This is a genomic window from Microcystis sp. LE19-41.2A (genome assembly GCF_027530405.1).
Classification (GTDB): domain Bacteria; phylum Cyanobacteriota; class Cyanobacteriia; order Cyanobacteriales; family Microcystaceae; genus Microcystis; species Microcystis aeruginosa.
Map to the genome: position 1 here is coordinate 1 of NZ_JAPZQJ010000462.1, position 10,376 is coordinate 10,376.

Below are 10,376 nucleotides of genomic sequence, written 5' to 3' on the forward strand. Positions count from 1 at the left end.
AGCAGGGGGCATAAATCGACTAAATCCTTATCTGGCAAGAGACTTAATTGATTAGCTCGTTCTAGATCGAAAACAATTGGCAAAAATCGCAGCCATGTCTTTCTATATAAGGGTTTCATCCCTTATAACCCCCGTCCATTACATAACACAAACCGAAGAACCTTTTTTTCGGGCTAAAAGCATCATTTTTAACATATATAGCAATTCCCATAGTTGTGAGGTACAGAGTCTTAGGTTTTGAGGAGTCAGGATTCAGGATTCAGGATTCAGGATTCAGGATTCAGGATTCGGGATTCGGGAGTTAAGATTTTGGTGTACCTCATGAGATTGGGAAACGCTATATTTTCAGGCATTTTTAGTCATTGCCCCTTGCATAATTAATTTTTGGGGGTTGAAAAAATGAAAAAACTAAGTATAAACTACCACAAAATCTCTAAATAGACAATTTGATTGATTATTATTCGTTCTTGATTCTCCTGACTTGAAAGAGGGTGTGGGGTGTGGGGTGTAGGGTGTGGGGTGTAGGGTGTGGGGAAAGAAACCTCTTTCATCTGTGGGGGTGAAAATTTTTTCATCGGGACTGCCTAGGGACTCCTAAACCACCACTACAGGCAAATCCCTAACCCCTGTAAAACTTTTTTGCCGAAAGTGACCGATCTGCGTAATAATTCTTTAATAAAGATTTGTAAACTTGAAAATGATTATCCCTTCGCAGTGCTAGAGATTTAATGAGACGACTAATTGCGATCGAAAAAGCTCTGCTCATCGGTCATATTGTATCGATGGCTTTTGGACTAGCGGGATTGTTGCTAGTTTTGCCCCATCCCGAATTTGTGGCCAATTTACCAGATTTTGGCAAAACTGCCTTTGCTTGGTCAATGGCCGGGGGGGGTGTGGTGTATATGGTGTTAGGAATGGCAGCGGTGGCTGTTTATGCCTATCGGACTCTAGGAGTGTGGCACTGGTTAGGATTCATGGTTCCCGCTATCAGTTTATCCCTTTGTAGCGAACTATTAGGAACCAGTACCGGCTTTCCTTTCGGTCATTATCGTTATCTTTCGGGCTTAGGTTACAAAATTGCGGGTTTAGTACCCTTTACTATCCCCCTATCTTGGTTTTATCTCGGTTTTAGTGCCTATATCATCGCTCGTGTTGGTTTATCCACTCTTGCTATACCCCAGTGGCTACAAAATCTAGGAGCGATCGCTATCGGGGCGGTATTATTAACTTCCTGGGATTTTGTCCTAGATCCGGCCATGAGTCAAACTACCATCCCCTTCTGGATTTGGGAACAACCGGGGGCTTTTTTTGGGATGCCCTATGAAAATTTTGCCGGTTGGTTTGGCACGGGCTGTGTTTTTATGACGGTAGCCACTTTAATTTGGCAAGTGCAACCGGTGAAACTGCCAAGTCAAGATTTAACCCTGCCTTTTGTGATGTATTTGGGTAATTTTGGCTTTGCTACGGTCATGAGTATGGGTGCCGGTATTTATCCGCCGATTTTCTTAGGATTACTCACCGGTATTCTGCCTTTAACACTCCTCTACAATCGCGCCAAGGCTGTTGCTTCCGGGCAAACAGTGCCGACAAGCGAAGTAACAACCCTAAAAATCCCCGTTGTTTCGGTGAGAGGAGCCAAATAAGTTGTTAACTGAGATAATTCTCGGTGCATTCTGCCTGGGGCTACTGCTGTCTCAGGCTGTTGCCTTTTTTATCCTTCTTTCCCGTCTGCTAAAAGGGGCGCGTCGTCGTCCTCCCCTGACTCCCCAACCCCCCACCCCGGAGATGTTAGGGACAGTAAGCGTGATTGTGCCGACGTTAAACGAAGTGGCCAGGATTGACGGTTGTTTACGGGGATTGAGTCAACAGAGTTACGAAGTGCGAGAAATTCTGATTGTCGATAGCAATTCCCAAGATGGTACGCGGGAAAAAGTCAAAGAGATAGCGGCAAAAGACCCCCGCTTTCGCTTGAAAACCGATTATCCTTTGCCCCCCGATTGGGTAGGTCGTCCCTGGGCGTTACACAATGGTTTTTTGTTTAGTTCTCCTAAAAGTGACTGGATTTTGGGCATTGATGCCGATACCCAACCCCAAGCAAATTTAGTCGCCAGTTTAGTTAAAGCTGCGATCGCAGAAGGTTACGATTTAGTTTCCCTGTCGCCGCAATTTATCCTCTCCTATCCGGGAGAATGGTGGTTACAGCCAGCTTTATTGATGACTTTGCTCTATCGCTTTGATGCGGCCGGAGTGCGCGAGCAAGATCCCGAAAGAGTGATGGCCAATGGTCAATGTTTTCTCTGTCGGCGGTCAGTTTTAGCGGCTTTAGACGGTTATAGCGGGGCAAAAGGTTCTTTTTGCGATGATGTCACCCTGGCCCGTCTAGCGGCGACGAAAGGCTATCGGGTGGGATTTCTCGATGGGGCGAAGTTGATTCGCGTGCGGATGTACGAAGGACTCAAGGAAACTTGGCGCGAATGGGGCAGATCTCTTGACCTCAAAGATGCCTCCTATCAGGGGCAATTATGGGGCGATTTAGCTTTATTAGCTCTTACTCAGGGATTACCGATAATTATCACGCCCTTACTGCTCACAGCTTTGATTTTTGGCTACGATTTCCTGAGTTTAAAAATTGTCTTGACTTTAAACCTGCTGCTGTTATTGATTCGTTTTGCCCTTTTATTGGCTGTCTCTCCTAGCTACTATCGGGGCGAAAAAGTCAATCTATCTTCGGGATTATTTTGGCTATCTCCCCTAGCGGATCCGCTGGCAGTTATCCGCATTTTTATTTCTGCTTTTACCCGTCCCCAAAGTTGGCGCGGTCGATTGTATTAAAAATGTTAGGGTGAAGGCCCTCAGAAGTTTCGTAGAAACCCAACTTTAAGGGTTTCTTTTATGAAGTTTGCATAATTTTTCCCTATTAAATTTGAATATTTAAGGTTTGGAGTTGTTGATTGATCTAATCAGTAACCTTGGTGGCATCGGTTTCAATCACTTTTTTAGCAAGTAAAAGTTCTTCTACTAATTTTTCCAACTCTTTCCCTTGGCTACTATTTCTTATATATTTTCTAATATCTTGACGAATATTAGCAAAATAAACATCTCTCAATTCAAGTTGAGAAATATCTTTTTCTAGGGCTTGACCAATTTGTGAGATTTTAAGATGCAATTGATCTTGAGGATTAAATTTAGGGATGTTAAGTTGCCAGACGTGCTTATGTATGTCTCTTTCATCCTTTCCATAGGACATTAAAGGACGAGTTTCTAAAGTTGTAATCTCTGCATTTAAGATTGCACATAAATAATGGGATTCTTCTAGTCCTTCAGTCGTTGCCCAATACAGTTTACTATCAATAATAGCTTGTCTATTGGATAATCTAGCCGCACAAATGTGCATTCCAGAGGTTGCATATAAAATTCTTTCTTTTGGTATAGGAAACTGCTGGGATAATCCTTTTTGATAATTAATTCTTTCAAGTAAGGTCAATCGATCATTAGTTCGATATTCATCCCATATTTCTTCTGCTTTGTGCCACCAAGCACATAAGCCAGGATACAGATCAATTAATTCAGATTCTCCATCCATTAAGACTTTTCCATTCCAGGGAATAATTGCTAATTCGGGTTCTTGACAACGAAAAGGTAAAATAGATGCTCCTGTATATAAAGGTCTGATAAAATCACTTTCAATTGTTCCTTCTAAAGTAGGAAGATCTTTCCAGGGTTTTTTCTCATTAGCAGATCGTTTTGACTGAACTAACTTACGTCCAGAAGCTAAACCTAACGGACTAGATATTTTTTCTTCAACAAATAAAAGAACTTTAGGAACTATTGTAGCTCCCTGTGAAAATTGGGAATGATAGGGAGAAATTTTATTTTCTGAGCCTATTTTTATTTCTTCTTTAGGGAATTTAAGTGATTTTTTAATCACGCTCCACGATGATTTAGGTTCGTTGATTTTTCCTGTCCAATATTCAGCAATCAAAGGCATTTTTACAGGTTTTTGAGATCTCTTACCAAAAATAACCGATGCACCTCTAGGAAAAAAATGGGGTCTTAGTCTTCGTAAATCCCAAGATTCTGCAAATTCAACGTATGTTGTTGCTCCTTTCCCTAGGCAATAATTCCCCTCTCGAAATCCTCCAAAATATTCTCTATCCGTTACTGAATTAGGCATCACAAAAGCAAACTTGCCACCTTCACCCAAATAAGTTTCAATAGTTTTAGCGACAAACAATGCTGAAAGATCTTGATGTGTGGCATTCTTTGCCCCATGCCAAAGTGAGCGCTCTTCACTCATTTCCTTAAATGATTGTTGCATCTCTTTAGGCATATGCCGATAAGAAAGCCAGGGCGGATTTCCAATTAGAATATCAACCCGATTTTGCGGCAAACTCAACCAAACAGGACGGACCAAATTACGCACATAATAGCTCCAAATATGATCCCGTCCGCTTTCATGGAGTTCACACATAACGGAAAATGTACTTTTAATCGTCTCATGAAACTTTTCAGGGATAGCTAATCGCCGAAATACCCCCGTTAAAGAAGGTATCGGTTTACCGTAATCTTTTTGAGTAGCTTTATCTGCTAATTCTTTTACAAGCTCATCAAAAGTATGGGAACTTTTTAGAAGCTCATGGGGAAAACGTAACTCCGATTTAAATAACTGTCCTTCACTATCCGTTTCAATAATGACGTGATCTCTTGACCATAGATCATATTGCTTTTGTCGCCATTGCATAGAATCAGCCAAATAAACAGGAATATTAATTTCCCCTCTGCTTGGATTAGTCAAATTATCACGACCAATTGCCAAAAGATAAGTTACACGAGCTAACGTCACTGCGACTGGATGAATATCAAAGCCAATAACATTCCTTGCCAAAGTTTCAAGAGATTCACGCAGAGACAATTTCTCTTGCGCTGCTTTTTTAAAAAGATTTTTAACCGCATGAAACAAGAAAGTTCCAGAACCGCAAGACGGATCTAAAACACGCTTATTTAAGGGGTCTTTAATTGTTTTTTCAACAATAGCCTCCGCCAGCCAGTCTGGTGTGTAATACTCTCCTAATTGTTTTCTTAATTCCTGAGCAATGATTGATTCATATAAGACTTTCATAATGTCATAGGCCACTTCCCCCCAATTAAAACGAGAAATTTTACGAGCTAATGAACGAATAAAAATATCACCTTCCTCCACTTCTATCACCCAATCAAAAAAGTCGCTTTCAATTACGCCATAAATACCGCTAATCTCAAACTGAGAACCTGATAAAAGAGAAGCGGGCGATAAATCATTAACATTTAGACCTAAAACAGCATGAGCAATAATTTCAGATACATTCACCAGTAACGTATGCTCAACGAATAATTCATCACTATCTTTGAATTGACTACCTAACGCTGTCGTCAAAAGTTTCGCCCATAATAGACGCTTCATTTTTACTGTAGGAAGCTCTTTGTTTTCCTCATACAAACTTAATAAAGTTGCATGATTAATGGCATAGGAAGAGCTTTCTACACCCAGCTTATTATTGATTTCTTCTGGAGTAGGAATAACGTCTTGCTTTGTTGCCAAAACACCATCTAATCAAGCAATTAATTTATCGGCATCGGGATTATTTGCATTTACTAAATGTTTAGAGACTTCAACAAAATCCTTTGATGGTTTGAGATGAAAACACCGCCATTCCAAACCATCCGATAAAATACCAATATAGTTTTGTCCCGTTTGCTGCGTCCGAACTGCGACATAGCCCGATAATTGCTCTATCGCATCAGCGAGAATTTTCGCTTTCCGTAAATCTTTTTTGACTTCAATGACTACCGATCCTACTTCAACATCAATTCTACGGCGATCACCCAATTGAGATTCAAGTTTTACATCAAGATCTTCATCATCGAGATCTAGTGCAGCTTGAAGTAATAAATCCCTGATGCCAGCTTGTATATCGGCTTCAGTGCGCTTGGCTTCTCTATTGGCTAAGTTTTTGACAATTTCAATAACATTTGACATTTTAGTAAAAGCAAAAAATTAGATCGTAAGCCTTAAAAATATATTAATTTTTGATGACAAGGTAATCATTTCCCCACAAGATAAGTAGGTAGATGTTAAAAATTGTCAAATATCCCCCTTATCAAGGGGGGATTAAGGGGGGCAGGGGGAGATCGAAGGCAAAATCTATCTTCTATTTAATTAGAACCACTTACTTAACACCCTTAATTATACTAGCCTACCTACTTAAAACTGAGGAATATGATTAAAAAGATGACGCATGACCACAAATTCCCAACAAAATAACGAATAGCCATAACCCTGCTGCTCCACCGTCCTCACCTGAGCTTGTAAACCCTTTAAGGAAAAATCAGGATTCCAACCCGCATATAAACCCACCCCCACCGGCACATACCGGGAAGCTGTCGCCAGTCCCGATCCCGAAAGACTTGCCGCCACCTGATTGGGAGTTTTCCGATAGATCTGTAAGACCACCTCATCCACAATCCCTTGACGCACCCAAGCCAACCAATTTTGATTATATTTATTCACCGCAAAAGAGTGAGGATTAGGCGAAAGACTCACCACCAACTTGGGATTAATCGCCTTGACATGATCGTGCAACTTGCGGGTTAAATTCGTTAAAGCCTGACTTTTATTACCAAAAACACGCGGAACTGCCCAATGATCATCTAACTGAATCCCCGCCAAATCTTTTTCTTTTAAAATATCTTCCATATTCCCCAAAAGATAGGCTTGTACCTGCGGATTCGCCGGATCTAACCAGACATTGGTTTCCACCACCGTCTTCCCTGCGGGCGTTTTTAATAGCCAATCCGGATGCTTTTTGGCAATGGGATCCTTAGGGGATAACATCAAACCATACTCAAACCAAGCAAATGGTTTCAAACCCTGCCGTAAAGACTCCTTAACCGCTGCCCTCCAGGGATTGCTCAACGGCGGCACAAACAACCAATTCGTCGGACGTTGGGAAGTCGGATAAAGCGTTCCCCTAAACCCATAAACACTAAAATACACCCGGTCATAACCCGCTCGCGAAAGATGATTTAACACCTCGTCTAAGGACGTAGTGTGATGTAACAATATCGTGCCAATATTGGTTAACCAAACCCCCTTCATCTGCTCATTTTCCACTGCCTTTCGGGGAGCCGCTCGGTGAGTAACCAACAACAAAAAAGCCACTCCAGCAACAATCCCAAGCCTCTTTAGGTACTTGCTAAACTTAACCATGATTGCCGATTAATCCCACCAAGATATTTGATAATAGTATTAAGTAGGGAGGCCAAATTATTTGTAGGATGGGTTAGCGGTAGCGTAACCCATGCAGGCGTTGGGTTTCATGCTTCAACCTAACCTACGTTCATCTTATATTTAATTCCACCCACCCACTTATTTTAGTCCGATTTTTAATATTCAGTTCATCATCAGCAAGACCTATTTAGTTATACTAAATCCGGTTATTAAAAACTGATTATCAGTGAACTAAAAAATAGATACCTGGTGTATTAGGCTCCCCTAACACACCCAGAAAAGATTTTAGGAAAAATTAACCGACTACACAGAGAATATCCGATGCGTGACTAGCGGTATTCACTTTGTCATCCACATGGCTAATTTTGCCTTCTGCATCGATGATATAGGTGACGCGCTTAGAATAGCCACCCCCATCGACGTCATAAGCTTTGGTGATAGCACCATCGGTATCTACGAGCAATTGGAAGGGTAAACCGTATTTTTCTTTAAATTGTGCATGGGAACCCTGGTCATCCCTGCTCACCCCGAAGACTACTATTTCCTTGTCTTGGTATTGTTCGTAGTTATCCCGGAAGCTTTGCGCTTGCTTGGTGCAGCCGGGGGTATCATCTTTGGGATAGAAGTATAAAACTACGACTTTACCTTGAAAATCCGACAGGGAAACGGTTTTTCCAGTATCGTCGGTGGTGGTAAAGTTCGGTGCGATTGTTCCAACGGTTAAAGCCATAACTCCGATTCCTTTACAAAAGTTAATCTATCTTGATCATAAGGGATGAGGGTCAAAAACAGGGTGTGGGGTGTGGGGTGACGGGGAAGTGGGGTGATGGGGTGATGGGGAGATGGGGAAGTGGGGTGATGGGGTGATGGGGTGACGGGGTGATGGGGTGATGGGGTGACGGGGTGATGGGGTGATGGGGGTTCGAGCATTTGTACTACAATGTTCAACAGGCAGTTTAAATACAGTACAGCTTAGAAGACGAACAACAAACCTCCAGAATTTGTCTTAGGATAATATTTGTCAGCTAAGAGGGGGATAATATGGGGACATTCTGGTTAAAAGTGAGAACTTTTGGGCAAAATATCTTAATTGGTTGGGGTTTAGTGCTATTAATCGGTTTTTATCACAGTATCAGCGCTAAATCTACCTCATTAATGATTGTTTATCCTCCCGATAATCATCAAACCACGGCCGCTAGAATCTTTTTTATTGGTTCTGCTCCTCCATCGGGTCAAGTTTTGCTCAATAATCAACCGATTCAACGCAGTGCTAAAGGATATTTTGCCCCTAGTTTTCCCCTAGAAGTTGGCGAAAATAATTTCACTATTCGCTATCAAAACCAAACTATTAATCGTCAAATAATTCGTCGAGATACTCAAGCAATTATTCCCCAAGGATTAGCTTTTGCTGATAACTCTCTCAGTCCTTCTGTCCATAGGACGAGGTTAGTGGGGGAATGGATTTGTTTTAGTGCGATTGCCACTCCCCAAGCTCAGGTTTCTGTGCAGTTAGGAGATAAAATTCTGCCTCTTTTACCCCAAACTCAAACCACAAAACTGCCTAGTAATGCCGCAGTTTTAACTAATCTTAATCAAGCGAATTCCCAGGATAAAACTGGTTACTATCGAGGTTGTCAGCAGTTTAAGCAAGAGGCTAACTTAGGAAAACCTATTTTTACAGCACAATTAAATAATCGATCGATTAGTCAACAAGGTCAAGGAGAAATTAACATTATTAGCGATCAAAATTTACCAGTGATTGAAATTATAGCGGACCAAGGGGTAGCGCGCACGGGGCCGGGTAGTGATTATTCCCGTTTAACTCCTTTACCCCAAGGCACGAAAGCGAGAGTCACTGGGAAAGAAGGGGATTGGTTACGGTTAGATTATGGTGGTTGGATTTTAGAGCGAGAAACCCGTTTAATGGTTAATGAAGTCCTAGATAATGCTAATATTCGTGGTCTCTCTTCTCGCAATATCAATCAAGCAACGGAAATTATTTTCCCCCTCTCCCATCCTGTACCCATCGCCGTGGCACAAGAGGATGATAAATTTATTTTGACCCTTTATAATACCATTGCCCAAACCGATACAATTTTTCTGGTGGATAATCCTTTGGTCAGACGTTTAGATTGGCGACAAATCAACCCGACCACGATAGAATACACTTTTAATCTTAACCAAAAACAACAGTGGGGTTATAGTCTTCGTTACCAGGGGACAAATTTAATCTTAACCCTGCGTCATCCCCCGGAAAAAAGTGATAATTTACAGGGCAAAGTTATTTTATTAGATCCCGGACACGGAGGTAAAGAAACCGGCGCTGTCGGTCCGACGGGTTACACAGAAAAAGAGATTAATTTGGTTATGTCTAAATTAATTAAACGGGAGTTAGAAAAATTGGGAGCAACAGTTTATTTAACCAGAGAAACTGACATAGACTTATCTTTACCGGCACGAGTAGAGATGATTAATAATCTGCAACCAACCCTAGCAATATCAGTTCACTATAATGCTTTACCTGATGATGGAGATGCCTTAAATACTCAAGGAATTGGCATATTTTGGTATCATCCCCAGGCAGCGGATTTATCAGTTTTTCTCCACGATTATTTAACCAAAAATCTTAACCGTCCTTCCTATGGAGTATTTTGGAATAATTTAGCTTTAACTCGTCCCTATAGTAGTCCTTCATTGTTATTAGAGTTAGGATTTATGAGTAATCCTCAAGAATTTGAATGGATTACCGATACTCAGGCACAAAAACAATTAGCGCAAGTTTTAGCCGCCGGAATTAGCCAATGGTTTCAACAATCTGGGGTAATTGCTTCCAGTTAAAATTTAATGGCAATCCGAGGGAGATAAGCTTAAGTAGCTGGTTATAATTAAATTAAAAATGGATTTTAGGTTCGATCCCCCCTGCCCCCCTTAATAAGGGGGGTGCCGATAGGCGGGGGGATCCCCCCTGCCCCCCTTAATAAGCTATCCATTAGTCACATCTTTCTTAACATAAAATTTGACAAAAAGAGAAAAGTGTGCCAGATGGCTCAAGGGGGTTCTATGGGGGAACTAATTTGATGAGATAGTTTCCAAGTCTCGCTGATATCAT

At 41.4% G+C, this 10,376-nt stretch carries 9 protein-coding genes; 3 read left to right on the plus strand and 6 right to left on the minus strand.

The annotated features are described in order from the left end of the window. Positions 1 to 419: 419 nt before the first annotated feature. Entirely contained in the window at positions 420 to 575 is a 156-nt protein-coding gene (locus O9290_RS19575; RefSeq protein WP_288058904.1) for a hypothetical protein, read from the minus strand. A gap of 153 nt (positions 576 to 728) precedes the next feature. Between O9290_RS19575 and cruF the strand changes: the two genes are divergently transcribed. Further along, positions 729 to 1,643: a gamma-carotene 1'-hydroxylase CruF gene (gene cruF / locus O9290_RS19580; RefSeq protein WP_066029696.1), complete on the plus strand. Its 915-nt coding sequence runs from the start codon at positions 729 to 731 to the stop codon at positions 1,641 to 1,643. A 1-nt stretch (position 1,644) separates the two neighbouring features. Beyond that, on the plus strand, positions 1,645 to 2,832 hold the full coding sequence (cruG, locus tag O9290_RS19585; RefSeq protein WP_190357768.1) for a 2'-O-glycosyltransferase CruG: 1,188 nt from the start codon (positions 1,645 to 1,647) through the stop codon (positions 2,830 to 2,832). 124 nt (positions 2,833 to 2,956) lie between these two features. Here the strand turns inward: cruG and O9290_RS19590 are convergent, their stop codons facing one another. From O9290_RS19590 to O9290_RS19610, 5 genes are all read right to left on the minus strand, one after another. Further along, positions 2,957 to 5,578, minus strand: coding sequence for an N-6 DNA methylase (locus O9290_RS19590; protein WP_288058908.1), 2,622 nt, complete (start codon positions 5,576 to 5,578; stop codon positions 2,957 to 2,959). Between the two features lie 12 nt (positions 5,579 to 5,590). Beyond that, a complete protein-coding gene (locus tag O9290_RS19595; RefSeq protein ID WP_288058910.1) occupies positions 5,591 to 6,016 on the minus strand; it encodes a hypothetical protein in 426 nt (141 codons plus the stop codon). Between the two features lie 225 nt (positions 6,017 to 6,241). Beyond that, the gene (locus O9290_RS19600; protein ID WP_288087407.1) at positions 6,242 to 7,246 is read right to left on the minus strand and encodes a glycoside hydrolase family 10-like protein; all 1,005 of its coding nucleotides are present in this window, start codon (positions 7,244 to 7,246) and stop codon (positions 6,242 to 6,244) included. 316 nt (positions 7,247 to 7,562) lie between these two features. Further along, complete coding sequence (locus O9290_RS19605) at positions 7,563 to 7,997, minus strand: peroxiredoxin (RefSeq protein WP_002761836.1); 435 nt, start codon at positions 7,995 to 7,997, stop codon at positions 7,563 to 7,565. Then, positions 7,988 to 8,197 (minus strand): hypothetical protein, encoded by a 210-nt coding sequence (locus O9290_RS19610; RefSeq protein WP_288087410.1) that lies wholly within the window; start codon positions 8,195 to 8,197, stop codon positions 7,988 to 7,990. Before O9290_RS19610 ends, O9290_RS19605 begins: the two co-directional genes overlap by 10 nt. A 111-nt stretch (positions 8,198 to 8,308) precedes the next feature. Here O9290_RS19610 and O9290_RS19615 point away from each other — a divergent pair, with 111 nt between their 5' ends. Beyond that, positions 8,309 to 10,105 carry an N-acetylmuramoyl-L-alanine amidase family protein gene (locus tag O9290_RS19615; protein WP_288058916.1) on the plus strand — a complete coding sequence of 599 codons (1,797 nt, stop codon included), beginning with the start codon at positions 8,309 to 8,311 and terminating at the stop codon, positions 10,103 to 10,105. Positions 10,106 to 10,376 lie beyond the last annotated feature (271 nt).